The following is a 26834-nucleotide window of genomic DNA, read 5'->3' as shown; positions in this document are numbered from 1 at the left end:
AAGAGTATCCTTCGGGGTGCTCTTTTTTTGAAAAATTTTCTTGTATGGTTGGTGTTTTAAAGTTTTAAATTTACAAACTGGATGTTAGCGTCAATAAAGATGAAAAGAGTGATAAATAGTCCTTTTTATATTTCATTTAAATAGAATGACTAATTCGTAATTAATTGAGTTTCTTCTATATATATAGTTAATGTATTATGTAAAACACCTGCCGACGTATAGTTTTATTGTGTTACAAGATAGGTCCCCAAAATAGTCCCGAATGTCCCCAAATTCATCATAAGACAATGAATCACGTTGAAGTAGATAAATGAAAAACTCAATGGTTATAGGGTTTTTATTACACAATGATAGACAATGAATTGTCATCCGTATATACTGTGTATATACAGTTAAGAAATCAGGGCGGTGTGACCATGAAAATAATCATAAGTAATGCAAGTGACAAGCCGATTTATGAACAAATTACGTTGCAATTGAAAAATGCGATGGTAAAAGGGGATTTAAAGTCAGGGGAAGCATTGCCTTCCATCAGAATGTTAGCAAAGGATTTGAAGATTAGTGTCATGACGACGAAACGTGCATATTCCGATTTGGAGAAGGACGGTTTTATTGAAACAGTACCAGGGAAAGGTTCTTTTGTAGCAGAACGTAATCGTCAGTTTATGTTAGAAGAATATCAACGAGAAATTGAGTCGCACTTGCAAAAAGCGTTAGATCTTGCAAAAACAGCAGGAATCGATCGTCAAGATTTAATAGAGATCCTAAATTTCTTGGGGGAGGAGAATATTCATGAATAGCATTGAAGTAAAAGGCCTATCGAAGAAATATAAAGAATTTCAAATCGAGGATGTTTCACTAACATTACCTAGAGGTGTCATTATGGGTTTCATCGGTGAGAATGGGGCAGGTAAGACAACTACTATTAAATGTATCTTAAATTTATTGCAAAACGATACAGGAGAAATACGGTTATTCGGAAAAAAATTAGAGGAAGCCGAAATTGAAATAAAAGAAGAAATCGGTGTAGTCTTTGATGATATTTTATTTCCGGAACCGTTAAACCCAACTAAGATAAATCACTTTATGAAGAAACTATATAAAAATTGGGATGTCAGTTACTATTTTGAACTACTAGAAAAATTCCATGTACCGCTAAAGAAAACAATGAAAGAGCTGTCACGCGGGATGCGTATGAAGCTATCCATTGCCGTAGCATTAGCGCATCATCCAAAACTTTTAATATTAGATGAACCTACAAGCGGTTTGGATCCGATTGTACGTGATGAGATATTAGAACTTTTCCAGGACTTTATGCAAGATAAGTCTCATAGTATTTTATTTTCATCACATATCACTACAGACTTAGAGAAAATTGCAGACTATATTACATTTATCCATGAAGGTAAAATTCAGTTCAGTGAAGAGAAGGACTATTTACTTGAAGAGTATGCCATTTTCCGAGGAGATGATCAGGAGCTTAAAGCGATACCACCAACCGCTATTAAAGGTATTCGTCGAAATGCCTATAGTGTCGAAGCGCTGGTGAAGAGATCTGAAGTAAATACTATCTTCTCTCTTGAGAAACCGACAATTGAAGAGGTTATGTTATTTACAGTGAAAGGGGGGGCTCTAAAATGATGGCATTGATTCAAAAAGATTTGATGGTCATACAAAAGCAAATGAAAGTAATGCTTGGCTTGTTTTGTTTAATGTTAATCGTAAGTTATTCGTTTCAAAATGTAGCTTTTTTCAGTACTTTTATCGTCTTCATTATGATGCAAGTAATGACTGCCTTCACTTACGATGACATGTCAAATTGGGGAAGATTTGCAAACACGATGCCAGTGAAAATGCACCAGCATATATTAAGTAAATATGTTTTAGCATTGATATTGACAGGGATAGGCTTAGTTTTCTCTCTACCGCTACTTTTTATTGGAGGGGACTCAATACTCAACGATAAAAAGGCAGCGAGTTTTATCCTTTTAGGGATCTTGACATTATGTATAATCCTATTTTCAATCGTGTTACCTGTGTTTATTAAATTAGGACCAGATATGGGGAGGATTATTTTAGTCGCCATTTTCTTGCTTCCAACTTTTATATACCCTTTAGTAGATGATTATTTTAATTGGACGATACCATCGATGAAAACGATTGAAACCTTTATCTATTTTGCGCCAATTGGTGGGTTATTAATTATGGTTATTTCTTATCTACTATCAGTACAAATTTATGTGAAAAAGGAATTTTAGGGGGTACCAATGAGGGGATTACTTCAGAGAGATTGGTATATAAATAGGATTCATTGGTGGTTTATAGTAGCATCTTTTACATTAATAATTTCTATAGCATTAATCAGTGAAGGGCCATTTGCAATATCATTATTTGGTGCTCCTTTAATGGGGCTATTTTTTATAGTAAATACATTTGCAATTGATGAGAAAGCAAATTGGCAGCAATTCGCTAACATTTTACCAATTACAAGAGAACTGTATGTGAAATCTCGCTATGTAATGTCCTTTAGGATTAATACAATTACGCATATCAGTACATTTTGCATTGCGTTTCTGCTCAATCTAATGGAAAAAGAGCTGTCACTATTTTTATTAATATCAGCAACTTCAGTAAGTTATGGTGTGTTTATATTTATATTTGTTTTTTATCTGCCTGTTGTTATAAATAAAAGCACTCAATTTGCACAGTGGATATTAATTATTGTGCTATTGATAATTAGTGCTTCTGTATTACCATTGTTATTATTACTAATTGTAGCTGAAACTGTTCCATCCATTTTTGTTTTTCTGACTGTACCAGTAATTGCACTATTACTGTTTTATATTTCTTATAGAATTTGCGTATATAAATATAACGAAAAGGATTTATAATAAAAGAATTTTCGTCAAAAGAGAATAAGAATACGAAATATTAAAGGGCATTTCTATTACAGGAGAATGCTCTTTTAATATATAGAAATGTTTAAAAAAACTAACCTTAATATAAAGACTTACTGTTCTAAATTAAATCGTCGTATTTAATAAAAAGAATATATTTTACAAACTAAAATCGATAAATATGATCTACAATTCTCATGAAATCCCAATAATGATTACGTACAAGATATAATTTTTAACAGTCTTTTTAATGGTTTTGGTAAACGAAAAATAAGTATTGTTAATATGCATGAATACGCTGATAGCTCTAGAATAATATTGTATTAACATTAAATAAACTCAACATTTAAACAGTGGTTTAATGATAAATTATGTTAATAAAGTAAATAAAAAAATATATTGACAATTAATATTTCGGATTATATATTGTATTTAGTACCAATTTTCAGAATATAAAAAAGGTATTGATATTTCTTTAATTTAACTTGTACCTACAACCTGTTGACCTAATATAGGCATACGTAAAAAATTCCCTATACTACTATAAAATATATTGTATAATAATAGGAATTGAAAACGGTTGCAAGGGAATGAGGTACATAGAATGGTTAGGTTAAAAGAAATAGCAGAACATGTTGGTGTTTCAATTACAACAGTTTCACGCGTTATAAAAAATGATCCGTCACGGAATGTGAACCCTGATACGAAGAAGAAAATATGGAAGGCAGTTAAAGAGCTAGGTTATATTCCAAATGAATATGCAAGACAACTCGTATCATCTTCAGCTCAAGAGAAGAAACGTACAAAGAGGATTGCTTGGCTCGCAAGTCCGCGTTTAGCGGAGACTAACCCGTACTTTTCTAAAATTTATTCAGGCATTAATGAAACATTAAATGACGCGGGCTACACTTTATTGTTAATAAGCAATGAAGATTTAGAAGATGATGTACTTTTTCATCAAATAATCCGAGAAAAAGAAGTAGATGGTGTATTACTAATTGATGAGGTTGACGAAGAAAAACTCACTGAAATTAAGGATTTGATTCCAGTCGTTGGAGTGGACTTTAACTATAGTGATCATGCAATTTCTACTGTGGATTATGATAGGGAAGAAGCTGCGTATCAAGCTGTTGAACATTTAATTAAAAGAGGTCATGAAAAAATTGGTTTCATCGGCGGTGGAATTGGAATTGAAATGACGAAAGAAAAACGTTTCAAAGGATTTAAAAAGGCAATGAATGATTTTGAATTAGCAATTGAAAAGCACTGGATCATTAATTCTGATTGGTGCATGGAACAAAGTTATCTGGCAGCAAAAAAAATATTAAGTGAGACAATAAATAACCGTCCTACCGCGATTTTTTGTGCAGGTGATTTACTTGCAATAGCAGCAATGAGGGCTGCACATGAACTTGAACTTAATATTCCAGGTGATATTGCATTCATAGGAATTGATAATAACGAAATGGCACAATACATTGTTCCTGCGTTATCTACTATATCGGTTCCACAATATGAAATGGGTGTAATTGCAGCAAAAACGTTAATGAGTCAAATAGAAGATAATCCGAATATGGCGTTAAAAACCTTATTACCATTCGAATTATTAGTTCGCCAGTCTACATAACAAATCGTCAATTAATTTTTAAAACTCTTTGGGAAAACGTTTTCCGGAAATCAGGAAATATTCCCCCGTTATTTAAATAATTAAAAAATAGATGAGGTGTAAAAATGAAAAAAGTAAGAATTGGTGTCATTGGTGCAGGTTTACGAGGTGGACTTGCTCAATACTGGCACAAACCAGAAGGTGAATCAGAAGTTGTTGCACTCGCTGATCTATCCCAAGAACGATTAGACAAGTTTCAAGAAAAAATCGGCTCACCGTTATTTTTAACAAAAGACTACAAAGAATTATTGACTCGTGATGATATCGATGCAATCGCAGTATTGTCTCCAGATTATTTACATGAAGAACATGTAATTGCGGCTCTTGAAGCTGGAAAACATGTGTATTCTGAAAAACCACTTGCTATTACGGTCGAAGGTTGTGACCGAATTATTGAAGCTTGGGAAAAATCAGGGAAGCATTTAATGGTTGGTTTCAACATGCGTTATATAAGTATGTACCAAACTATGAAAGACATTATTGATTCTGGTGCTATCGGCGAATTGAAAACGATTTGGGTTCGTCACTTCGTAGGATTTGGTGGTTATTTCTATTACCACGATTGGCACGGGAATTCAAAGAATACAACTTCTCTACTATTACAAAAAGGTTCACATGATCTGGACGTTATCCATTGGATTTCAGGAAAGTACGCGACAAAAGTTTCGGCATTTGGCTCACTTGATTATTACGGAGGGGACAAGCCAAACACTTTAACATGTCCAGAGTGTGATTTAAAGAATACATGTCCTGAGTACGTTCCACATACATTTACGGAATGTGCATTCCGAGAAGAAATTGATGTTGAAGACAACAATATGCTTATTATGGAACTTGAGGGCGGCATTAAGGCATCATATCTGCAATGTCACTTTACACCAGATTATAACCGTAACTATACGTTCATCGGTACAGAAGGTCGTATAGAGAACGATGATGTAAACGACAAAATTTACCTAAAAACACGTAAAACTAACACAGTGAAAGAGTTTAGTAATGTCACATACGAAATGAAACCTGAAGAAGGAAGTCATGGCGGAGCAGATCCGAAAATTGCACAAGATTTTGTTGAATTAATCTTACGCAATAAACAACCACTTACAACTCCATTTGCTGGAAGAATGAGCGTAGCAGTTGGATGTGCAGCTACTGAATCTATCCGTTCAGGTGGTAAAGTAGTCAACATTTCTCAAGAATCTACTATCGTACACAGTTAATATGTTTGTAAGAAAAGGGGTGTGACCATGACTAAACTGGATGAAGGTGTAGGTTATGTAGATGAAATAAAGAAAAGTGAAATAAAGAAGCCGTTAAAAAATAGACCTAAAGTGAAGAAAAACGCTCGAATTGAATGGAAAAAATCATTCAAGAAAAACTGGGAGCTTTATCTATTACTTACACCTGTTATTTTATACTTTCTTGTATTTCATTACTTTCCTCTTTATGGTCTACAGATCGCATTTAAAGATTTTATAGCGACGAAAGGGATTACGGGGAGTCCTTGGGTAGGATTTAAACACTTTGAGAGATTCTTTGATAGTTATTATTTTTGGAGACTTATTAAAAACACTGTAGGAATTGGACTATTCACACTTTTAGTTTCATTCCCAGTTCCTATCATTCTAGCTCTTATGCTAAATGAAGTGAAAAGCTTACGATATAAGAAATTTGTTCAAACAGTAATTTATGCACCACATTTCCTATCAACAGTTGTTGTCGTTGGGATGCTACTCTTGTTCTTGAAATCAGATGGACTTGTCAATCAAGTGATTATGTTATTTGGAGGCAATTCAATTGATTTTATAACAGAGCCTGGTTGGTTTAAAACGCTGTTTGTATTCTCTGATGTATGGCAAACAATGGGTTGGAGCTCAATTATTTATATTGCAGCACTCGCTGCGGTGGATCCCGCTCAACACGAAGCAGCAATGATTGATGGTGCTTCTAAGTTCCAAAGAATTATTCATATCAACATTCCAGCAATTATGCCTACAATTGTTATTCTATTCATTTTGAATGCAGGATCAGTTATGGCAGTAGGATTTGAAAAAGTATATCTTATGCAAAATGATTTAAATATGTCGACGTCTGATGTTATCTCAACTTTCGTATACCGAAGCGGTATCTTGGAAGCTCAATATAGTTTCTCAGCTGCAGTTGGACTGTTCAACTCGCTCATTAACTTCATCATGCTCATCATGGTAAATCAAATTGCGAAAAAAGTGAATGAGACAAGTCTATGGTAAGGGGTGACTAAATTGAGAGAAACGAAAACAGATCGCGCGTTTAATATATTCAACATTGTATTTCTTGCAATTGTCGCTTTACTAGTAATCTATCCATTGGTTTTTGTTCTCAGTGCATCTCTTAGTAACCCACAGTATGTTTTATCAGGTGAGCTGTGGTTATGGCCTAAAGAATTTACATTAGATGCATATGAAAAGGTATTCAAGAACGAGGATATTATTAATGGTTTTGTGAACACGTTGAAATATACAGTATTTGGTACTATCCTGAATGTTATCATGACCATTTTAGCGGCATATCCGTTGTCACGTAGAGATTTAAAGGGACGCGGATTCATCATGGCATTTATCGTTTTCACAATGTTCTTTAGTGGGGGGCTTATCCCGACATATTTACTTATTCGTGATTTAGGAATGTTAAATACGTTTTGGGTTATGGTCATTCCGAATGCTGTTGCAGTCTGGAATATTATCATAATGCGTACGTTCTTCCAGTCTATTCCTCATGAGTTAGAGGAGTCGGCAATGATTGATGGTGCAGGGAATTTCAAAATTCTTTGGAGTATTGTACTTCCTTTATCGTTCCCTGTAATAGCTGTAATGGTACTTTTCTATTCAGTAGGCCATTGGAATTCATACTTCCAAGCATTAATCTATTTGCAAGATCAAGATAAGTTCCCACTTCAATTGATTCTTCGACAAATACTGATTCAAGGTCAAACTGATGACATGATTAAAGCAACTTCTGAAAGCTTTTTAGCTCAACAACTAAGTGTTGAAGGGTTGAAATATGCAGTACTGATTGTGGCAAACTTGCCAATGCTTATGCTTTATCCGTTTTTACAACGATATTTTGTAAAAGGGGTTATGATTGGATCACTTAAGGGGTAACAAAGAAAACAGATATACGAGGGGGAGATTGTATTGAAGAAGAGGTATTTTGCTGGTATTGTGACAAGTCTATTATTAACATCTAGTATTTTAGGAGCATGCTCTAGTGATGAAGGAACAACTGGAAAAAGCGAGAATGTAGATAATGTTAATAAAACAGGTATGCCTATTGCTAAAGAAAAAATCGAAGTAGATGGTTTTGGAGCAAAATTCTTTGCATCACAAGATTGGAACAAATTGATGCTTTGGGATGAGTATGCGAAAAAGTCAAATATTGAAGTGAACTGGAAAACAGTACAAACTGAGGCTTTAGCTGAGAAAAGAAACTTAATGCTTGCAGCAGGAGATTACCCAGAATTATTCTTTGCATCAGCTTTTCCTAAAACAGATTTGGTTAAATACGGACAGCAAGGAGTGTTTCTACCATTAAATGACTATATTGATGAATATGCACCAAATTTCAAGAAAATTATGGATGAATATCCATCAGTGAAACAAGGCGTTACAATGGCAGATGGCAATATTTACGGCTTCCCTACAATCTATGACCCGAAATTTGAATCGCTTCGTGCTGGGACACCTTGGATTAACCAAGAGTGGTTAGATAAATTAAACTTAAAAGCGCCAGAAACAACGGATGAATTATATAAAGTATTGAAAGCATTCAAGGAAAATGATCCTAATGGCAATGGTAAAGCGGATGAACAAGCTTGGGGTGGTGGATATGGTATTCTTGAATTCATTAATTATTTACGTGGAACGTATGGCTTAAATAAACAAGGAACGATGAATATTAACCTCGACTTTAAAGAAGGAACTGAAGAATTCCGTTTTGTTCCGTCAACGGATGAATATAAAGAATTACTTACATTCTTGAACAAGCTTTATACAGAAGGCTTAATTAACAAAGATGTTTTCACTACAGAACCTCAAACATTTTCTGCTGAAGCATCTAAAGGTAATTATGGTATGTTAAATGAAGTTGACCCTAAAGAATTGTTGAAACTTGATGGTTATGTAGGTATACCAGTTTTAGAGGGTCCTTCAGGAGAACGTGCTTATAACGCAGTTACAAATGGACTTGGAAACCTTGGTATGTTTGTTTTAACTGATAAGGCGAAAAATCCAGAAGCATTAGTCCGCTGGATTGATTACCTTTATGGTGATGAAGGTACGAAAATGTTCTTCATGGGCTTCGAAGGTGTAACTTATGAAGAAGATAAAGATGGTAACTTCAAATATCTACCAGAAATTACAGATAATCCAGACGGTAAAAATATGGACCAAGCGATCAGTGAATTTTTAACTTGGCCAGGTGGATATTACCCTGGGATTGTAAAACAGAAATACTTCCAAGGTGCTGAAGCAAAAGAAAATACAATTAAAAACGCTGAGCAAGTTCGCCCATATCGTATTAAAGACGAAGATATTCTGCCAGGACTGAACTATACACTTGAAGAAAGTGATAAAGTTAGTGCAATCTTGACAGATATTCAGACATATGTTGATGAAATGGCTGCAGGCTTTATAACAGGTAAACAAGACTTCAGCAAGTGGGAAGACTACAAGAAGACTCTTGATAAAATGCAATTACAAGATTATCTTAAAACTGCTCAAGGAGCATACGATCGCACTAAAGGTGAAAAGTAAATTTAAAATTGCTCATACAAGGACCTCCTTGTATGAGTTTTACCCTTTAAGGGAGGTAGTATAATTGAACATGAACGGATGGAAAGGGAAGCTCTATTGGTTTGTAGAATTTATGACGATGTTGGCTGTGCTGCAACTAATGTGGATTGGATTAACTTTACTAGGTCTAATTATTTTTGGTGTATCACCAGCTACTGTTGGACTATTTTCGATAATGAGAAAAAGATTACATGGTCAGGATGATTTAAAAACACTTATCAAAAATTATTGGAAAATATATAAAGAAGAGTTTATTAACTCAAATAAGATTGGTGTTATTTTAATTGGTATTGGTTATTTTTTAATAATCAATTTGAAAATTGTTTTAAATATGAGTGGTAGTTATAGTATTTTAATGTTGACGTTGATTGTCATGATTACGATTTTGTATGCTGTAATGGTAATGAATATATTCCAAGTGTTTGCGCATTACGACCTACCATTCTCTCGTTATTTTTCGACATCTCTTCTATTAAGTATCTCATTTCCACTCCAAATGCTTGGTTCTATTATCGGTCTCTATGTTTTGTATCGAATTTTCTTATTCATACCAGGTTTACTTCCGTTTTTTGGAATAAGTGTAACGATACTATTTCTCACATGGATGTCATCCCAAATTTTTAAATTAAAAGGCGAATCGGATGGTTCTATACAGAAAGAAGATAAAAATAATAAACAGCAATTTGAAGAAGGTACTATATCATGAAAAATATAATATTAATTAACGCAACAGTTGTACTTGAAAAAACAATTGTTCCAAATGGATTTGTTTATATAAAAGGGGAAAAGATTGAGTCTGTTGGTAAGATGGAAGAATGTCCGAAATATAGTGATGTGGACCAAGTGTTTGATTGTACCGGAAAACAATATGTTATTCCAGGTATGATCGATATGCATATACATGGTGCTGCCGGATATGATTTTATGGATTCGACTAAAGAATCTTTTGAAGAAATCGCCTATGCACTTGCAAAAGAGGGTACAACTTCTTTTCTTGCAACAACGATGACAAATCCGATATTACATATAAATGAGGTTATTAAAAATCTAGCAAGCTATATGAAAGAGAATAATCTTTCGGGTGTGGCGGAGATGTTAGGTATTCATGTTGAAGGACCATTTATTAATAAGGAACAAAAAGGGGCTCAACCTGAAGATGCTATTCTAGTACCTAATGTGAGTTTATTTAAAGAATGGCAAACGCTATCTGGAGATAATATTAAAGTTTTAACATTTGCTCCTGAATTAGATAACCATTTTGAATTGCTAAAGGAACTTAAAAGTAACGGTGTTATTCCATCAATGGGTCATACAGATGGTTCTTACGATGAGTGTTTGCAAGCTATAAATCATGGAGTTGAACATGCTACGCATCTTTTTAATGGAATGAGAGGATTGCATCATCGTGATCCGGGTGTAGTAGGAAGTGCACTTTTAAATGATGATATTTTTGTTGAAGTCATTCCTGATGGCATTCATTTTCATCCAGACTTATTGAAAATGGTTGTAAAGATGAAAGGGCTTGAAAGGATGCTCGTAATAACCGATGGAATTCGTGCTAAAGGAATGTCCGATGGGGTTTATGATCTAGGTGGTCAAAAGGTGACGGTTAATGCTGGTAAATGCATTTTAACTTCTACGGGATCACTAGCAGGTAGTATCGTCACGATGAATAATGCACGATTGAATCTAATAAAATGGCTAGGACTTACTATTCACGAACAACTACAAGTCACATCGGCTAATCAAGCTAAGCGTCTAGGTATATACGATATTAAAGGATCTATTCAAGCTGGAAAAGATGCTGACATCGTAGTTCTAGGGGAGAATGGTGCAGTCGAATTGACAATTTGTAGAGGATTAGTTGCTTTTCAACAAAAAGATGTATTCAAATAATGTCAATCTTTGTGAAATGATGATATATTGAAATTATGAAGAAGTAAGAAGAGGATGAGTAACGTATGAAACCGTTAGATCAAAAAAGTATTATTCCATTATATCATCAACTAAAGCAACGTTTAGATGCGCGCATTAGAGGAGGTGAATGGAAGCCGGGTGATAAAATAGATTCTGAAAATCGTTTAATGGAATTGTTTCAAGTAAGTAGAAACACAGCGAAAAAAGCGATTGAAGAATTAGTTCAAGAAGGTACATTGTATCGAGTACAAGGAAAAGGGACTTTTGTTTCGAAACCTAAATTTGAACAGTCACTAGGTGGTTTTTATAGTTTTAGTCGAGTTTTACAAGAACAAGGTCTACATCCAAAAGATCATGTGCTTGAAGTGAAGGAAGTCAAGCCATCAGCAACTGTAAGGCAAGGACTACAGCTTCCAGAAGGTGAAATGGTCGTTGAAATAAAACGACTACGCTGTGCAGAAGACGAACCTATTATTCTTGAATCATCATTTTTGCCAAAATCGGTTATTCAAGATATGTCCGTTTTGCATGAAGTTGGAACGTTTTCTCTTTATGATTTATTAGCTGAACGATATAACGTGGTAGTTGTTCGAGCGAAAGAGGCTTTTGAACCGGTTCTAATTCGAGAGGAAGAAAGTGTACTTTTAGAGACAGAAGTCGGAAAACCTGCTTTACTATTGGAAAGAACAGCCTTTGACACGAATAATCGCCCTGTAGAATTTTGTATTTCAATTGTACGTGGTGATCGTTGTAGATTTTACACTGAGCTTCATTAATACTCATAGAATTTTCTATGAGTTTTTAAATAACTAAAGTTAACCCAACAACCCATCTATTAGGAGGAAGAAATTATGTCATTAGTTACAACGAAAGAAATGTTAAAAGACGCTTACGATAATCATTATGCAATCGGTGCATTCGGTGCGCACAATTTAGAAATTATTAAAGCAGTAATTGCGGGCGCTGAAGCAACTGGTTCACCAGTTATTCTGCAAACTACTGCAAGCACATATAAATATGTAGAAATGCCATATATGATTGCAATGGCAAAAGCAGCTGCCGAACAAGCAAAAGTACCAGTAGCACTACATTTGGACCATGGTGAATCATATGATGTTGTGATGGAATGTTTACGCGCAGGTTATACATCTATTATGATCGATGGTTCAAGACTACCATTAGAAGAAAATATTGCGCTTGTTCGAAAAGTAACGGATGCAGCAAATGCAATCAATGTACCAGTAGAAGCGGAACTAGGAACAATTGGTGGTGTAGAAGATGATCTTGAACTTGAAGAGTCTAAAGCATTTTTCACTGATCCGGTAATTGCTGAACGATTTGTACGAGAAACAGGAATCTATTCATTTGCCCCTGCTTTTGGAACGGCACACGGAAATTATAAAAAAGAGCCTAAGTTACAATTTGATTTACTAGAAGAAATTCAAAAATTAACAAATATCCCTTTAGTTATGCACGGAGCATCGGGTGTACCGGATGCTAGTCTAAGAAAGGCATTAGATTATGGTGTTGCAAAAGTGAACTTCTCAACGGAATTAAAAGACATGTTCGCAGAAGAAGTTCGAGCATTTTTTAAAGAAAATCCAAATGAAAACGACCCACGCAAATATTTCATGCCTGCACGTGAAGCGCTTATTGAATTAGTAAAAACAAAGATTGTTACTTTACAAAAATGATAACAACGATCACGTTAAATGCAGCAATCGATCAAGTCTATGAAGTTGATTCATTAGCTGTTGGAGGTACGAATCGAGTTTCAACCATAATTCAAGAAGCGGGCGGTAAAGGGATTAATGTTGCAAAAGTTCTCAAGCGTTCTGGAGCAGACGTTACTGTCGGTGGGTTTGCAGGTGGTATTAATGGTGAGAGAATTCGTCAGTTACTTTTGAAGAAAAGTATTCCAAGTGAGTTGATTCAAGTAGAGGGTGAAAGCCGTGTCTGCTTAACTGTGCTAGATTCAAAGAAAAGTAAAGTAACAGAATTACTTGAGAGTGGTCCAGAGATTACAAAGCAAGAATGGCAAGCAATGCTCAATTGGATAGATGAACAATCTAAAAGTGTGAAGTGGTTTGCACTATCTGGCAGTTTGCCGAAAGGTTTACCAACAACGGCTTATACTGAACTTATTGATATTATTAATGCAAACGGAGCAAAAGCGATTCTTGATTCAAGTGGAGATGCTTTACGAAATGGCATTAAAGCAAAACCTTTTGCGATTAAACCGAATGAATTTGAAATTGCTACAATTCTCGGCAAAGCAACAGTAAATGAAACTGATCTACTTGATGTAGGAAAACGTTTTGTAGACGATGGAGTTGAGCATGTCTGCTTTAGTTTAGGAGAAAAAGGTGCGATTTTTGTCAATAAAGATGGTTATTTCAAAGCAGATGCACCGAAAGTAGAGGTTGTTAACACAGTAGGTAGTGGAGATGCTTTTGTAGGTGGTTTGTTATATGGATTAGCTAATGGTGAAGAACCTTTAGAAGCTTATAAAAGAGCATTAGCATGTGGTTCAGTCAACGCAATGTATAGCAAAATTGGTTTCATTGATTCGCAACAAGTTGAAGAATTGATGGGGCAAATTACAATCATAAAATTATAGATAGGGGAAAAGAAATATGTATACTTATAAAGAGATAACTGGTCAAGGCGAACAACTTCAAAAGACTCTTGAGATTGTAGAGAATTTAAATCTTGAAATCGGAAATGTAGATCAAGTCTTATTTACAGGATGCGGAACATCCTATTACATAGCAGCTTCAGCAGCTAAGTATTTCCAAACAGTTACAGGAGTATTTGCTTCAGCAATTCCTGCATCTGAATTATTCCTTCATACTTCTTCATGTATAGTACCAGGTAAAAAGTATCTTATTGTTGCAATTTCAAGATCAGGAACTACTTCTGAAATACTTATCGCATTGGATCATTTAAAAGGCCATGCTAACCTTAGCACTATGGCAATTACATGTAACGGTGATACACCGATGGCAACTGCAGCAGATAAAGTAATCGCTCTTGATCATATTTCTGAAAAGAGCGTTGTAATGACACAATCATTCTCAAATATGTTGTATGGACTACAAGTATTTGCAGCAACACAAGTAAATTCAACTCACAATTTAAATGAGTTAAAACAAGTGCCACAATTGGTTGCAGACGCGTTAACAAAAGAAGACTTAACAAAAGTTGTTGCTGAGGATCTTACTAAAACTCGTATTATCTTCTTAGGATCTGGTTCATATAACGGTATAGCGAAAGAGGCAACACTAAAATTAAAAGAGATGACGCAAACAGAATGTGAAAGCTATTCTAATTTAGAATTTAGACACGGTCCGATTTCAATTGTAGACGAAACTACAGTTGTTATCTTGATGACTCAACTAGAAACAGCTGATTATGATCAAGCATTAGTTAAAGATATCCAAAAACTTGGTGGCCGTGTTCTTACTATTGGGCCAACACCTGAAGGCTTTGAAGCGGACCATATTATAAATTTGACGGATGAAATTAGCGATTTAAATAGACATGGAATTTATGTCCCATATCTGCAATTACTTGCGTATCAACGTGCGATTCATCTTGGATATAATCCAGATAAGCCTCGTAACCTTACTCAAGTTGTTAAATTGTCGTAATTGGATGGTGAATGAGAATGGAATACATTTTAGCAGCCGATGTTGGAGGAACTAAACTAGCAACAGCTTTATTTCGCAAAGATGGTACCATTGTGGAAGAGAGCGTAATACAAAGTGAAAAACAAGACGGTGAAAAACTATTCCATTCACTAGTAGATTCTTTTAAGAATCTACTAGTGAATTCATGTGTTTACATGGATGATGTGATGGGTATTGCATTGGGAATTCCCGGGATTGTAGACTCAGAAAAAGGCATCGCAGTTTTTCAAAATAATCTACCATGGAGAGATTTTCCACTATCAGATAGACTAGCTATTGAGTTTCCAGAAACTAAGATTAAAATAGACAATGATGTGTATATGGCTACTTGGGGAGAGTATACGAACCGAGGATATTCTAAAGAGTCCATGGTTTATGTGACGCTGAGTACAGGCATTTCTTGTTGTTCGATTCATCAAGGAGAGTTTTTACGAGGAGCAGGCATGGCAGGAGAAATTGGGTTTAGTCTCACAGACAATCCAGAGACAACGCTTGAACCTCTAGTTTCTGGTCCTGCATTGGAATCAAAAGGACGAGAGCATTTTAATAATACTACATTAAAATTACATGAAATGATGGAATTATATTATCAAGGTGACGATGCAACCGTTTCTATCATAAACGAGGCAGTTACTTCGTTAGCTAAAGAAGTACATCATATTATGGTTTTTTTAGATCCGCACTGTATCGTTCTTGGAGGTGGTGTTTTCAATCATCATCCTGAACTGATCAAGGCAGTTAAGAATGAGGTCGGAAAGTATCTTAGCCATCCATTACTAAAAGGCAAAGAAGAGCGTATTGAAGCAAGCATATATAAGGACGAAGCTGTATTACGTGGTGTTGCCTCAACAATAATAGAAGAAAAAAGATAAAAAATTAACCCCCATCCAGATTACTAGGTGGGGGTTTTTGTTATCTAATGCGACTCTTACTTTCTTTATCAAAGAAATGACTTTTTGAAATATCGAATGCAAGCTTAATTTTTTGTCCAGGTTGGATAAGTGAATCAGAAGATAATCGAGCAATATATTGTTGACCATCTAGTGCAGAATAGACCATTAATTCGGCTCCTGTTAATTCAGATACTTCAATATTTGCCTCAACAGTTGACTCTGTATGTTGAGCCAGTACTAATGGATCTTCAGAAATATGCTCGGGTCTAACACCAAGAATAATTTCTTTACCGTTATAGCCTTGACTATTTAAGATTGCTAGTTTTTCTTGAGGGATTTTCAACAATACACTTCCAGCTTTGAAGTAACCACTATCGATTGTACCTTCAAAAAAGTTCATTGCAGGTGATCCAATAAAGCCGCCTACAAATACGTTTTCGGGATTTTCATAAACATCTTTTGGTGTTCCGATTTGTTGAATTAGACCGTCTTTCATAACAACAAGACGTGAAGCCATAGTCATCGCTTCAGTTTGATCATGAGTTACATAGATTGTTGTCGTTTTCAAACGTTTATGTAATTTTGCAATTTCAGCACGCATTTGAACACGCAATTTTGCATCTAAGTTTGATAAAGGCTCATCCATTAAAAATACTTTTGCATCACGAACAATTGCGCGACCAAGTGCAACACGTTGTCGTTGTCCACCTGATAATGCTTTAGGTTTACGATCTAAATAAGGCTCAAGATCAAGAATACTCGCTGCATTTTTCACACGTTTTTCAATCTCCGTTTTAGAGAATTTTCTTAGCTTTAATCCGAACGCCATATTGTCATATACAGTCATGTGAGGATAAAGTGCATAGTTTTGGAACACCATTGCGATATCCCGTTCTTTTGGAGGGACATTATTCATAGATTTACCATCAATGCTAAATTCCCCTTCAGAAATCTCTTCAAGTCCTGCAATCATACGTAGTGTTGTCGATTTCCCACATCCAGAAGGACCTACAAGAACGATAAACTCTTCATCTTGCACACGCAAATTGAAATTAGAAACTGCTGTACTTCCGTCATCGTAAACTTTAAAAATATCTTCAAGAACCATTTTCTCCATATTAAGCACCCCTTTATTATCGCTTTATATATTAAAGTTTAACAATCATATACGAAACATCATATGTATAATGTGCACAATTTTCTGACGTATTAATTGTGCGCTTTGTCTTCTTCTTCACTAGCTATCAAACTCGCACAATATGAAACAAGAGCACCGTCAAAATACCGTACAGAAATACCAGTAATATCTTGGAACTTTGTAAGGCGATATTGAAGCGTATTTCTATGCACATGTAATTCTTTAGCAGTAACAGAAGCATTAAATCCATTTTCAAAAAAGAGTTGAACTGTTTGCAGTAACTCCATATCAAATTCAATTGGCTCTAATACTTCTTTGCGGATCATCTGTTTCATTTCGTCAGACATTTGTTCAATTAAACTAATAGGGAAAGTCTTTTCCATCGTATAAATTTGTTCAGAATGATTTCTTATAAGACCTTTTTTAAACCATTCTTTTTCTTTTATAAAATGACTAGAAAAGGGTGTAGCTGTCGAATAGAATTTTCCAATATACATTTTAACTTTTAAGAAAAAATCACTTTCAAGTGCAACGACAAAAGAAGAGAAGTCATCAAAAGTATGTATATATGAGGCTTTCTGTTCAATAAGGACGGCATCATGTGTAGAAATAAAAACAAGTTGCATAGCATCATTAAAATAAGCTTGAACAGCTTGATTCAAGTCGGACTTTAAGATGTCGTCAGCTTTAAAATGAAGTTGGATAATACGGATATCACAATCCTCTTTTAAAGGAGAAGAACCACTTTGTAGTAAAAATTGAATCCATTTTTCTGAGATGGAATCATTACTAAATGGAGTGGGTTGTATCTCTTTAAAAAGTGAAGTTAACAGAGCATAATCACGAGCTGTTAATTCTTTTCTGTCGACGGTCATCCAAGTATTGTTGAATTGGTTATGGAATATATGAATATTTTCTTCAGTATTAACGGGACATTCGGTTAGTAGATTGATAGAAGGAAATAGAGCTGCTAAGTTAGTTGACATAATATGTGATCTCCTCTCCTTAAGCTATTACAGCTTATGATAATAATAAAGTAATTTGATATTAGGAAATGCCAATTAAAAGTAAACATTCCTTTTTACTATTATAAATCACAAAACTCTATTTGACATAACTGAACAGTTGAAATATTTGAAAGATAAATAATAGTTATTTTTATTTAATGTTAATCATATCTATTAAGGTTAGAGGCGTATTAAAAATGACGAATTTAGCATTGAGAATGAAGGTATTATCGTAATTTTATAAATCTAATAATTTCAAGCAAAAGTCAATAGATATTTGTTTTAGGGAGGGGAGAGATTATTTGAAGAAGGGCATGCTTAGTTTCTTATTATTTATAGCAACCATTGCATTTCTTACACCAGTAGAAATTATGGCATCTACAAATGAATATTACATTTCAAATGATAGTGAAAATGTTTCCAAAGGGATGTATTATGCAAAACCTAATGCCAAAGCAAAAATGGTTGTTAAGTTTACTCGTTATAATACTAATAAAAAGGTGAAGAAATCTCTCGGATTAAAGGATATGACAGCTCAGTATAAATTATCTACGAAATCTGGTGACCTAATTCCTGATTTTGATCGTTCGATATATAAACTGCAAAAAGTAGGGTCTAAACTCTACCTCACTTCGCCTGTCTATCGAACTGAAAGTATATATGGACCAGCAGAAGGATATGCTCTAAAATTATATGAAATGACAGCTAACGAAAATAAAAAACGTGTGATCAAAGATTATATCCCATCGAATACTGTCACACCTTATAAAATAGAGGGCTATAAACTGTTTTACGTTACTTATAATAAACAGTCCATGAAGGAATATGATTTAAATGTATTTGATCTGAAATCAAAAAAGAAAAAGACTCTGAAGAGATTGGTAGATAGTTTTTGGATAAAGTCGGGAAGGATATATTACACGAAAAAAGGTAGTTTGTATTCGATGCAACAAGATGGAGAAAATATAAAAAAATATAAATCGATTGATTACTTATATAACTCTATTGGTTTTGAGGCAAGAAGTTTCGGTGTTACGATAAATGATGTTCTCATTTATTATAGTGGTAGAGATGGTAGGTACTATTATTTAAACACGAATACAGGAAAAAGTATTAAATTTCCTAATATTAATATTTATGAAGGCAATCAGTATATCGACTATTCTTCTCACAGTATTGTTTTTACAGATAAAGAAGGCTTGAAAATATATGATAGTAAAACGAGAAAGACTAAGTTGATTAAACGAACAAATAAAATTGTTTACATCTATAAAGTGAGAATGAGTGCTAAAAAGATTCAGTATATACAAGGTATTCGGTTGTATGAGGTTGGGTTTTAGATATAAACTTAATTATTTTTAATAATGAGAAAGCCCCAAATGACTTTTAAATAAGTCATTTGGGGCTTTTATTGTATATATTTTACAATAGCACAATCCAACCTTGATTTATGTACTAAATAATAATTCAAATAATTAGTTGACATAAATGGAAAAAGTCGATAAGCTAAAATAAAGTTTCCTTAAGGAAAAACAATTGTTCGAAGGAATTATTTTTTTACCTAAAAAGTTTCCTTAAGGAAAAACAATTAACATAGGGAAAAAGGGGAGAAGAGATTGAAAAAGTTAGTTATTTTTTTTGCTGCAATCTTATTTTTAGCTGGATGTTCAACGAAAAAAGAAAATGATAAACCAGTTGTTGTAACAACAATTAGCCAAATTGCAGACGCTGTATCTGTTATTGCTGGAGATCGTGTAGAAGTAAAGGCTTTGATGGGACCTGGAGTAGATCCACATTTGTATAAGGCGACACAAGGAGACTTGAGTAAATTAGAAAGTGCGGATGTGATTTTTTATAGTGGCCTTCATCTTGAAGGAAAGATGCTAGATGTTTTTGAGAAGATGCAAGAAAATGATAAAACTGTTAATGCAATAAGTGAATCAATTGAAGAAGAGAAATTGTTAGGAAATGAAATGGATGCAAAGTTATATGACCCTCACGTATGGTTTGATATCGATATTTGGAAAACTGCTGTCCATCAAATTACAGCTACATTAAGTGAAAAATATCCAGAATATAAGAAAGAGTTTAGTGAAAATGAAGCTATCTACTTTGAAGAATTGGATGATCTATCGAGTTATGCAAAACAAAGAATTGATGAGATACCTTTAGATCAGCGTGTACTGGTAACAGCACATGATGCTTTTAATTATTTTGGTCGTAGTTTGAATATAGAAGTACGTGGTTTACAAGGGTTAAGTACGGAGTCTGAATATGGTCTAAAAGATGTAAGGGACGTTGTTGACTTTTTAGTCGGAAACAATATTAAAGCTGTATTTATTGAATCAAGCGTGTCTGATAAAGCGATGAAAGCAGTAATTGATGGAGCTAAAGAAAAAGGACAAAATGTGAAAATTGGCGGGGAGTTATATTCAGATGCTATGGGAAAAGAAGGAACAGAACAAGGAACTTATATTGGAATGTATAAACACAATGTAGATACAATTGTAAACTCATTGAAGTAGGGGGAGGAAAATATGAATGCAATTGAAGTAAGCCATTTATCAGTGGCATATGAAGACAATCTTGTTTTACGTGATATTAATTTAAGTGTACCTGTTGGAAAATTAGTTGGGATTATTGGTCCGAATGGTGCTGGGAAATCTACACTGATAAAAGCAATTTTAAATCAGCTACCTAATAAAACTGGGAAAGTGGAGATATTAGGTCATTCTTTAAATCCTAAAAATCATCTTGTGGGTTATGTTCCACAACGAAATGCAGTAGATTGGGATTTTCCAACAAATGCATTAGATGTCGTTTTAATGGGACGTTATGGTCATATAGGATTATTTAATAGACCTAAAGCTAAAGATCGAAAAAAGGCTATTAAATGTCTGAAAAGTGTTGGTATGGGGGAATTTGCAAATCGTTCAATTGGTCAATTATCAGGTGGGCAACAACAACGCGTTTTTTTAGCTCGAGCACTTGCTCAGGAAGCTGAAATTTATTTTATGGATGAACCATTTGTAGGTGTTGATGCAGCAACTGAACTTACAATTATTAATATTTTAAAGGAATTAAAAGCAAAAGGGAAAACAGTACTGGTTGTACACCATGATTTACAAACAGTAAATGATTATTTTGATTGGACCGTATTACTGAATAAAACAATCATTTCTTATGGACCAACTAAGGAAATTTTTACAAAAGAAAATTTACAACAAGCGTATGGAGGAAAGTTATTCTTTATGAATGAAAAGCAAAATGAAGCGCTTGCTGAAAGGGGAGGATTGAATGCTATCAGGTAACTTATTGTGGGTTCTAGCTGGTGCATCTTTATTAGGAGTTGCCTCTGGATTAATCGGATCATTTGCATTTCTTCAAAAGCAAAGCCTTGTAGGTGATGCTGCTGCTCATGCAGCACTTCCAGGTATTGCAATTTCATTTCTGATATTTCAGCAAAAGGATTTACCATTATTAATGCTGGGTGCAATAATAACGGCAACTATATCAGTATATTTGATTCAAGGTATTATTAATCGCTCCAAATTGAAGTCAGATGCTGCCATTGGAATAGTATTATCAGTTTTCTTCGGAGCGGGTATTGTTTTACTAACAATTGTTAATCAAAGTAGTTCTGGCAATCAAAGTGGATTAAACGATTTTATATTTGGCAAAGCAGCAACTATGGCAAAAAGCGACCTAGTGTGGTTATCAGGAAGTGCTTTAATAATCATTTTGACTTGCTTAACTTTTTATAAAGAATGGAAATTAATCATATTTGATACTACATTCGCTAAAGGAATTGGCTTACCTGTAAATTTTCTTAGATTTATACTTACAGCAATAACAGTGTTAACAATTGTTACAGGTATACAGGCTGTAGGTGTTATATTAATGTCTGCAATGCTGATTATTCCGGCGGCTACAGCCAGAATATGGTCGGATAAATTAGTCACCATGATAATTATGAGTGCTTTGTTTGGTGCTTTTTCAGGTGCATGCGGAACTTTAATTAGTTCTTTAAAGACAGGGTTATCAACTGGACCAATCATTGTCATTACAGCATCTTTGTTATTTATTTTTTCATATATATTTTCTCCAAGACGAGGTCTGTTAGTGAAAATTCAAAGAAGACGACAAATAGCGAAGCGGGTTTTAAAACAGGAGGTGCAAGCCTCTTGAATGAGTTTTGGGTTTTAGTAACTGGTTCATTAGTTGGGATTACTTGTGGTTTAACAGGTGTATTTTTAATATTACGCAAAATGGCTATGATAGCAGATGCGATTAGTCATACTGTTTTATTTGGTATCGTCATGGCATTCATTATTACACAGTCATTAAATGGCATATGGATGATGCTAGGAGCTGGAATTGCAGGGGTTATAACGGCTTATTTAGTGCAAGTTCTACAATCGAATGGATTACAAGAGGATGCTTCAATTGGAGTTGTTTTTACTACTTTATTTGCGGTAGGAGTATTACTGATTACACTTTTTGCTGGAAATGTACATTTAGATGTAGAACATGTATTAATGGGCGAAATTGCATTTGTACCTTGGAATACGTGGACATTTATGAACTTAACAATGCCGAAAGCTGTATGGATGTTACTGTTTGTGTTGTTGATAAATATTCTATTTCTTTTAGGGTTTTATAAAGAAATAAAACTGTCAACATTTGATCCTATCTTTGCAATGAGTATTGGCCTACCTCTCGTTTTTCTACATTATGCATTTATGACGCTCGTATCGTTTACAACTGTTGCGGCATTTGACAGTGTAGGTGCTGTCTTAGTTGTTGCGATGTTAATTGTACCGGCTTCTACGGCGTATTTACTTAGTAAATCTGTAAAAAGAATGATTATTTTAAGTATGATAATTGGAATGTTGTCTGCTATTGGAGGCTATTATTTCGCAAAATTCTTTGACGCATCAATTGCAGGCATGATGGCTACTACAGCGGGAGGGATATTCTTACTTGTCTTTTTATTTAGACCGTATGAGGGTTTATTAATGAAAAAAAGGAAACTACTTAACTTGAACAATCTCACTATAAAATCATAGGTAGGTTTACCCGGTTTTTTAAAGCCTTGTTAAGTTTTAGGATTATTAGCTCTATGCTATTCCATAAAGTTGAAAAAAATTAAAAGTTGTTAAAAAAACGTTAGTATCGTTAAATACGATACTAACGTTTCTTTACATAAGATATAGATTTCATTGGACATGCCTCAAATAAATTTAAAAGAGATTTTAATAGAAGTATTTTGATCTAAGTGAATAAATTTCAAACTACTTACTTTCCTATGAAGAAAAATGAAAAAAATAGTATAACTGGATATATTATTTTACAGGAACTAAAACTTTATATTCCTCAGGTATGTGTAAAATTGTTTCGTAATATGCTTTTTTCGTATAATCTTTTGAGATATCTTTATTTATAGATTTATATGTTAAATAAGGTTCTTCAATAGGTTCTTTTTTAATAATAGTTTGAACAGATATTGTTTTAGAAGCGTTATTTTTATCTAGTACAACTAATTCAACCCAAATAGGTTTAACGTTATTATTAAAATAAATTGATTTTATTTTCTTGTTGTGATCTTTATGTATTTCTAATATTTGTGTAAAATCTTGTACATATGTTTTGTTTTCAGGTAATCCATTCATGTATGGCTCTAAATAATCAACTTTCCATTGTTTTTCGTTCATTAAAAAATCAGCTTTCATTATATGAATAGATGAGAGTACTACTAATGTTAGTGTGAACAAAAAGAAAATCCCTCTCATTATAAAGCCGGAAGATGAAATTGTTTTTTTGTTTTTTATGATATCCATCAGTGAATATATACCGATTATTATCCATAACAGTTCAGCAGGGATTAATATGAATGCTGAATCGGCTTGTATTATACTTTCTTGTATTTCAATTACTTTGTCAATACTAGGCACTTTTAAGTCCTCCAATTTTATGTCATGTATTATTTGTATGAAAATTAAATAATTTACACACTTTCCTTTTTAGCTATACAATATACTATTTCAAAGTTAATGTATATAATAATTTCCTTTTCTACTATATTTATATCGGAAATATATGATAGGAGATACGTCTAAGTTATATTTTGGGAGTAAAACTGCGCTAGATACCGTGGATTTGCACTGGTAAACGTAGAAAATAAAACGCCTATTAATTCCTTTCACAACACATGATCTAATTGAGGGCTTAAACTAAAAATAAAAAAGAAGCCAATAACCTCACTTGTCGTACTAAGGATATTGGCTTCTGAAATTTTACAAGTGGTTCTTTTAGTAGGATATGAAATTAAAATATAATGAATTAAATATTACACAAAGGACTTCTGCAAATACCTATGTCGATTCCATTTCCATTTATACCTTCTTTTAAATTTACTAAAGTAGAACCTGTATAAATTTGTTCGATTATGCTTGATATTTCTATCTTCTCATGATCAGTTATCGGTTGATTAGATAACATTTTCATAAACCAATTTTTGATTGTATCAGGATATATATTTGCTGCAATTGATGATAATCGATTAAACCCTATTTGCACTTTATCTTCTAAATCTATTTCTCCACCGGCATAATAATAAAAGTCATTTTTAATTTGATCCTTCAATTTTTTTATTTTATCTTTATGACCTGCTTCTTTTATTCCTATTACATGATCGTTCTTACTTAAGAAAAGGATGTTATTTATAGATAAATCAAATCCTGTTCTTTTTGGATTATTGTATATTATTGTAGGTTTGTTAGTTTGTTCAATGATCTTTTCAGAATATCTCAATGCTTCTTCTTGAGTCGGAAGAATATAAGGTGGATATCCAAGTAAAATCCCTGCAATCTTTGTCTTATTTATCGCCCTCCCAAACTCAACAGCTTCAAGCTGTCTAATAGAAGAAACACCAAATAATATTTCCATGTTGTTTATGAGTTCTTCTTCTATTGAAACAGCGTTAAGCAAATCCATCTTTTCTTTGAGATTTAAACTATGTTGTTCTCCAGTAGACCCACCGACAAGAACGGATTTTATCCCTTTATTATATAAATATTTTATATGGTCTATAGTACCTTGTACGTTTAACGATTCATCTTTAAAAAATGCGGTAGGCACAGCAATATGAAAGGGTTCTTTTAACATTTGTGTCACTCCTTGTTTCTTAGGGAATATTAAACTATTTTTTAGTATTAACGGATTTTGTCCACATTTAATAAATGATTAAATTTCTAATATACATCCATTTCAAGTTGATTGCCCTTTATAAAGTAAGTAGTGCTCGATTTAACGACAATTCATCTGACGGGAAAAGAAATATTAAATTTCTCCATTTTTCTGTATAGTGTGCGTACACTTATTCCTAATTGCTCGGCAACTAACTTCTTACCTTCAAAATCAAACCCATAACGATTGAAGGCTTGGATTATTCCATCCTTTTCCATCGTTTTTAAATCATTTTGTTCCAGCAGCTTCTTAGGTGCTTGAACGAGTGATGGATGTAAGAAATCTGGAAGTGAAGATTCTGTTAGTTGATGACTCCTCTCCATATTCATACTGTACTCAATGACATTTTCAAGTTCGCGAATATTTCCTGGCCAATGGTATTGCTGTAAACTTTTTAAATATCCTTCTGAGCATGTCTGTATGAATTTTCCTGTACGATTCTGAAGACGATCTATTAAGATAGGGACTAATGATTCTATGTCTTCTTTTCTTTCTCTTAATGCCGGTAAGTGGATTGGGATGACATTTAATCTATAATACAAGTCTGAACGGAATTGTTTAGCCTCCATCATTTCCTCAAGAGGTTGATTAGTGGCAGCAATCACACGAATATTAACTTTTTTAGGATTGATTCCGCCTACTCGATTAACCATCCCATCTTGTAAAACTTTTAATAACTTTGGTTGTAAATGGACAGGCAAATCTGCAACTTCATCTAAAAATAATGTTCCTCGATCTGCAAGTTCAAAATACCCTGGCTTGCCTTTTTTGTTTGCCCCAGTAAATGCTCCTTCCTCATATCCGAATAATTCACTTTCAAATAATGTTTCAGGAATGCCAGCACAATTGATTTCTATGAATTTACCTTTTCTTAACATACTTTGCTCATGGATGAACTTTGCTAAAAGGCTTTTTCCTGTACCCGTTTCACCTGTAATAACGATTGAAGATGTACTGTTAGCAATTCTAGAAAGAAGTTCTTTTAGTTTTTTTAGTTGAGTATTGTTCCCAATAATATAATTAATATTTTCCTTCGAATCTCTCCCTATATATTTAAATTCTCCGGAACCAACCAATATCGTTAAAATGATATCGCTTAATTGTGTTAACCAGTACTTAAATTGATCTTGTTGTGCTATTAACTTTTCTTGTCCCTCTGAAGTAAAACTGACAAAGGAAAGAAAGCCATAATGGTTATCATTTTTTGTGATTTTAATTAGAATTTCTGCTTTTGAAGGGCAGTTCGATTGGAAATGGCAACCTTTACACATTTTCATATGTCCGGGGTCTTTTACAAAACTAACAGCTTCTTTGTTTTGTTTTTGGAAAAATGGTATATAGACGCGATCTTTTTTTTGTACTTTATATTCTTCAGTGGATGCTATTAATACACCTTCATAATTAAAGAAAGCAATTTCGACTTGTAAAAGTTCTGCAAATGTTCGAATAGTCTTTGTAATTGAGGAAATAGATGACATTCATACAACCTCCCACTTTTAGAGTGTGATTTTTTCTGAAAAGTAAGTTTAGACACAGAAATCGAAATATCA

General features: G+C 33.8%; 26 protein-coding genes. 21 read left to right on the top strand and 5 right to left on the bottom strand.

All coding sequences use genetic code 11. From position 1 onward, the window contains the following. Nucleotides 1-416 precede the first annotated feature (416 nt). The 16 genes from MKY02_RS11845 to MKY02_RS11770 all read left to right on the top strand — a co-directional run bounded on the left by MKY02_RS11845 (nt 417) and on the right by MKY02_RS11770 (nt 15870). On the top strand, nt 417-800 hold the full coding sequence (locus MKY02_RS11845) for a GntR family transcriptional regulator (protein WP_038181317.1): 384 nt from the start codon (nt 417-419) through the stop codon (nt 798-800). Then, nucleotides 793-1641, top strand: coding sequence for an ABC transporter ATP-binding protein (locus tag MKY02_RS11840; protein ID WP_340709051.1), 849 nt, complete (start codon nt 793-795; stop codon nt 1639-1641). The genes MKY02_RS11845 and MKY02_RS11840 overlap by 8 nt, the downstream gene beginning before the upstream one ends. Next, nucleotides 1638-2258, top strand: a complete 621-nt coding sequence (locus tag MKY02_RS11835; RefSeq protein ID WP_076065075.1) for an ABC-2 transporter permease — start codon at nt 1638-1640, stop codon at nt 2256-2258. Before MKY02_RS11840 ends, MKY02_RS11835 begins: the two co-directional genes overlap by 4 nt. A 9-nt stretch (nt 2259-2267) precedes the next feature. Continuing rightward, complete coding sequence (locus MKY02_RS11830; RefSeq protein WP_340709050.1) at nt 2268-2891, top strand: ABC-2 transporter permease; 624 nt, start codon at nt 2268-2270, stop codon at nt 2889-2891. Between the two features lie 610 nt (nt 2892-3501). Next, the gene (locus tag MKY02_RS11825; RefSeq protein ID WP_038181329.1) at nt 3502-4524 is read left to right on the top strand and encodes a LacI family DNA-binding transcriptional regulator; all 1023 of its coding nucleotides are present in this window, start codon (nt 3502-3504) and stop codon (nt 4522-4524) included. Between the two features lie 104 nt (nt 4525-4628). After that, on the top strand, nt 4629-5780 hold the full coding sequence (locus MKY02_RS11820; RefSeq protein WP_340711232.1) for a Gfo/Idh/MocA family protein: 1152 nt from the start codon (nt 4629-4631) through the stop codon (nt 5778-5780). Between the two features lie 27 nt (nt 5781-5807). Continuing rightward, a complete protein-coding gene (locus tag MKY02_RS11815) occupies nt 5808-6809 on the top strand; it encodes an ABC transporter permease (protein ID WP_038181333.1) in 1002 nt (333 codons plus the stop codon). 12 nt (nt 6810-6821) lie between these two features. Continuing rightward, the gene (locus MKY02_RS11810; RefSeq protein WP_038181336.1) at nt 6822-7700 is read left to right on the top strand and encodes a carbohydrate ABC transporter permease; all 879 of its coding nucleotides are present in this window, start codon (nt 6822-6824) and stop codon (nt 7698-7700) included. Between the two features lie 33 nt (nt 7701-7733). After that, nucleotides 7734-9350 (top strand): extracellular solute-binding protein, encoded by a 1617-nt coding sequence (locus tag MKY02_RS11805; RefSeq protein ID WP_076065072.1) that lies wholly within the window; start codon nt 7734-7736, stop codon nt 9348-9350. 70 nt (nt 9351-9420) lie between these two features. Further along, nucleotides 9421-10095, top strand: a complete 675-nt coding sequence (locus tag MKY02_RS11800) for a YesL family protein (protein ID WP_340711688.1) — start codon at nt 9421-9423, stop codon at nt 10093-10095. Next, nucleotides 10092-11285 carry an N-acetylglucosamine-6-phosphate deacetylase gene (gene nagA, locus MKY02_RS11795; protein ID WP_038181342.1) on the top strand — a complete coding sequence of 398 codons (1194 nt, stop codon included), beginning with the start codon at nt 10092-10094 and terminating at the stop codon, nt 11283-11285. The genes MKY02_RS11800 and nagA overlap by 4 nt, the downstream gene beginning before the upstream one ends. Before the next feature lie 65 nt (nt 11286-11350). Next, complete coding sequence (locus tag MKY02_RS11790) at nt 11351-12082, top strand: GntR family transcriptional regulator (protein ID WP_038181344.1); 732 nt, start codon at nt 11351-11353, stop codon at nt 12080-12082. A 75-nt stretch (nt 12083-12157) separates the two neighbouring features. After that, nucleotides 12158-13000, top strand: a complete 843-nt coding sequence (locus tag MKY02_RS11785) for a class II fructose-bisphosphate aldolase (protein ID WP_038181347.1) — start codon at nt 12158-12160, stop codon at nt 12998-13000. Further along, the gene (gene pfkB / locus MKY02_RS11780) at nt 12997-13926 is read left to right on the top strand and encodes a 1-phosphofructokinase (RefSeq protein ID WP_038181350.1); all 930 of its coding nucleotides are present in this window, start codon (nt 12997-12999) and stop codon (nt 13924-13926) included. Before MKY02_RS11785 ends, pfkB begins: the two co-directional genes overlap by 4 nt. A 16-nt stretch (nt 13927-13942) precedes the next feature. Further along, complete coding sequence (locus MKY02_RS11775) at nt 13943-14959, top strand: SIS domain-containing protein (RefSeq protein WP_038181352.1); 1017 nt, start codon at nt 13943-13945, stop codon at nt 14957-14959. A 17-nt stretch (nt 14960-14976) separates the two neighbouring features. Next, nucleotides 14977-15870, top strand: coding sequence for an ROK family protein (locus MKY02_RS11770; RefSeq protein ID WP_143691031.1), 894 nt, complete (start codon nt 14977-14979; stop codon nt 15868-15870). Between the two features lie 40 nt (nt 15871-15910). On the opposite strand, the gene MKY02_RS11765 is transcribed toward MKY02_RS11770, so the two are convergent. Both MKY02_RS11765 and MKY02_RS11760 read right to left on the bottom strand, forming a co-directional pair. Further along, nucleotides 15911-17008, bottom strand: a complete 1098-nt coding sequence (locus MKY02_RS11765) for an ABC transporter ATP-binding protein (RefSeq protein ID WP_038181355.1) — start codon at nt 17006-17008, stop codon at nt 15911-15913. Between the two features lie 92 nt (nt 17009-17100). Further along, nucleotides 17101-18015 (bottom strand): PucR family transcriptional regulator, encoded by a 915-nt coding sequence (locus MKY02_RS11760; RefSeq protein ID WP_038181358.1) that lies wholly within the window; start codon nt 18013-18015, stop codon nt 17101-17103. 323 nt (nt 18016-18338) lie between these two features. Between MKY02_RS11760 and MKY02_RS11755 the strand changes: the two genes are divergently transcribed. The 5 genes from MKY02_RS11755 (at nt 18339) to MKY02_RS11735 (ending at nt 23105) form a co-directional block, all read left to right on the top strand. Beyond that, a complete protein-coding gene (locus tag MKY02_RS11755) occupies nt 18339-19376 on the top strand; it encodes a hypothetical protein (protein WP_038181362.1) in 1038 nt (345 codons plus the stop codon). Between the two features lie 276 nt (nt 19377-19652). Beyond that, nucleotides 19653-20561 carry a metal ABC transporter solute-binding protein, Zn/Mn family gene (locus MKY02_RS11750; protein ID WP_038181365.1) on the top strand — a complete coding sequence of 303 codons (909 nt, stop codon included), beginning with the start codon at nt 19653-19655 and terminating at the stop codon, nt 20559-20561. A gap of 12 nt (nt 20562-20573) precedes the next feature. After that, complete coding sequence (locus tag MKY02_RS11745) at nt 20574-21347, top strand: metal ABC transporter ATP-binding protein (RefSeq protein WP_038181368.1); 774 nt, start codon at nt 20574-20576, stop codon at nt 21345-21347. Beyond that, nucleotides 21334-22224, top strand: a complete 891-nt coding sequence (locus MKY02_RS11740; protein ID WP_038181370.1) for a metal ABC transporter permease — start codon at nt 21334-21336, stop codon at nt 22222-22224. The genes MKY02_RS11745 and MKY02_RS11740 overlap by 14 nt, the downstream gene beginning before the upstream one ends. Then, nucleotides 22221-23105 carry a metal ABC transporter permease gene (locus MKY02_RS11735; protein ID WP_076065066.1) on the top strand — a complete coding sequence of 295 codons (885 nt, stop codon included), beginning with the start codon at nt 22221-22223 and terminating at the stop codon, nt 23103-23105. The genes MKY02_RS11740 and MKY02_RS11735 overlap by 4 nt, the downstream gene beginning before the upstream one ends. Before the next feature lie 276 nt (nt 23106-23381). Here MKY02_RS11735 and MKY02_RS11730 read toward each other — a convergent pair whose 3' ends face one another. From MKY02_RS11730 to MKY02_RS11720, 3 genes are all read right to left on the bottom strand, one after another. Continuing rightward, nucleotides 23382-23990 (bottom strand): hypothetical protein, encoded by a 609-nt coding sequence (locus tag MKY02_RS11730; RefSeq protein ID WP_340709048.1) that lies wholly within the window; start codon nt 23988-23990, stop codon nt 23382-23384. A 388-nt stretch (nt 23991-24378) separates the two neighbouring features. After that, a complete protein-coding gene (locus MKY02_RS11725; RefSeq protein WP_076065064.1) occupies nt 24379-25203 on the bottom strand; it encodes a dihydrodipicolinate synthase family protein in 825 nt (274 codons plus the stop codon). A 152-nt stretch (nt 25204-25355) separates the two neighbouring features. Continuing rightward, on the bottom strand, nt 25356-26762 hold the full coding sequence (locus MKY02_RS11720; protein ID WP_051448614.1) for a sigma-54 interaction domain-containing protein: 1407 nt from the start codon (nt 26760-26762) through the stop codon (nt 25356-25358). Between the last annotated feature and the right edge of the window lie 72 nt (nt 26763-26834).

Source organism: Viridibacillus sp. FSL R5-0888, from assembly GCF_038009105.1.
GTDB classification, from domain to species: domain Bacteria; phylum Bacillota; class Bacilli; order Bacillales_A; family Planococcaceae; genus Viridibacillus; species Viridibacillus arenosi.
Note: the sequence above shows the minus strand (reverse complement) of the source record. Positions and strands in the feature narration are given on the sequence as shown.

Bases quoted from the DNA above. Each gene is read 5' to 3' on its own strand.
- nagA (WP_038181342.1), top strand. From the start codon at position 10,092: ATGAAAAATATAATATTAATTAACGCAACAGTTGTACTTGAAAAAACA.
- MKY02_RS11825 (WP_038181329.1), top strand. From the start codon at position 3,502: ATGGTTAGGTTAAAAGAAATAGCAGAACATGTTGGTGTTTCAATTACA.
- MKY02_RS11745 (WP_038181368.1), top strand. From the start codon at position 20,574: ATGAATGCAATTGAAGTAAGCCATTTATCAGTGGCATATGAAGACAAT.
- MKY02_RS11740 (WP_038181370.1), top strand. From the start codon at position 21,334: ATGCTATCAGGTAACTTATTGTGGGTTCTAGCTGGTGCATCTTTATTA.
- MKY02_RS11815 (WP_038181333.1), top strand. From the start codon at position 5,808: ATGACTAAACTGGATGAAGGTGTAGGTTATGTAGATGAAATAAAGAAA.
- MKY02_RS11830 (WP_340709050.1), top strand. From the start codon at position 2,268: ATGAGGGGATTACTTCAGAGAGATTGGTATATAAATAGGATTCATTGG.
- MKY02_RS11720 (WP_051448614.1), bottom strand. From the start codon at position 26,762: ATGTCATCTATTTCCTCAATTACAAAGACTATTCGAACATTTGCAGAA.
- MKY02_RS11845 (WP_038181317.1), top strand. From the start codon at position 417: ATGAAAATAATCATAAGTAATGCAAGTGACAAGCCGATTTATGAACAA.
- MKY02_RS11820 (WP_340711232.1), top strand. From the start codon at position 4,629: ATGAAAAAAGTAAGAATTGGTGTCATTGGTGCAGGTTTACGAGGTGGA.
- MKY02_RS11775 (WP_038181352.1), top strand. From the start codon at position 13,943: ATGTATACTTATAAAGAGATAACTGGTCAAGGCGAACAACTTCAAAAG.
- MKY02_RS11770 (WP_143691031.1), top strand. From the start codon at position 14,977: ATGGAATACATTTTAGCAGCCGATGTTGGAGGAACTAAACTAGCAACA.
- MKY02_RS11760 (WP_038181358.1), bottom strand. From the start codon at position 18,015: ATGTCAACTAACTTAGCAGCTCTATTTCCTTCTATCAATCTACTAACC.
- MKY02_RS11785 (WP_038181347.1), top strand. From the start codon at position 12,158: ATGTCATTAGTTACAACGAAAGAAATGTTAAAAGACGCTTACGATAAT.
- MKY02_RS11800 (WP_340711688.1), top strand. From the start codon at position 9,421: ATGAACGGATGGAAAGGGAAGCTCTATTGGTTTGTAGAATTTATGACG.
- pfkB (WP_038181350.1), top strand. From the start codon at position 12,997: ATGATAACAACGATCACGTTAAATGCAGCAATCGATCAAGTCTATGAA.
- MKY02_RS11840 (WP_340709051.1), top strand. From the start codon at position 793: ATGAATAGCATTGAAGTAAAAGGCCTATCGAAGAAATATAAAGAATTT.
- MKY02_RS11835 (WP_076065075.1), top strand. From the start codon at position 1,638: ATGATGGCATTGATTCAAAAAGATTTGATGGTCATACAAAAGCAAATG.
- MKY02_RS11725 (WP_076065064.1), bottom strand. From the start codon at position 25,203: ATGTTAAAAGAACCCTTTCATATTGCTGTGCCTACCGCATTTTTTAAA.
- MKY02_RS11790 (WP_038181344.1), top strand. From the start codon at position 11,351: ATGAAACCGTTAGATCAAAAAAGTATTATTCCATTATATCATCAACTA.
- MKY02_RS11765 (WP_038181355.1), bottom strand. From the start codon at position 17,008: ATGGAGAAAATGGTTCTTGAAGATATTTTTAAAGTTTACGATGACGGA.